Genomic DNA, 307 nt, shown 5'->3' with positions numbered 1-307 from the left:
GACGACCGCGCCCACCACCTCGAGCGTCACCCACAACACGCTCGCCAACTGGAAGTCGCGCCACGCCGGCGCATACCAATGCAGCGTGAAGCCCGGCGGCAGCCGGGTGCCGACCCAGCGCGTCGCGCTTGAATTGACCGCCACCGTCGCAATCAGCAACACGACGTTGACGAGGAAGAACACCATTGCGCCCCACACCAGCACGCGCCACGCGCGGCCCGCTGCGCTCTCTTGCGGCTTCGCGCGCTTGCCAGGCTTGCGGGCTCCGTCGCTCGCTTCTGCTGCGGCTGGCGCGGACCAGGAAGAC

General features: G+C 69.4%; 1 pseudogene. It reads right to left on the bottom strand.

Features of this window, described 5'->3' with window-relative positions:
• Positions 1–186, bottom strand: a pseudogene (locus tag EN859_RS38900) (ABC transporter permease); the annotation flags it as partial.
• Positions 187–307 lie beyond the last annotated feature (121 nt).

The sequence above is a fragment of the Mesorhizobium sp. M00.F.Ca.ET.216.01.1.1 genome (assembly GCF_004010325.2).
Lineage (GTDB): Bacteria > Pseudomonadota > Alphaproteobacteria > Rhizobiales > Rhizobiaceae > Mesorhizobium.
The sequence above is the reverse complement of the archived record's forward strand: the minus strand, read 5'-3'. Positions and strand labels throughout refer to the sequence as shown.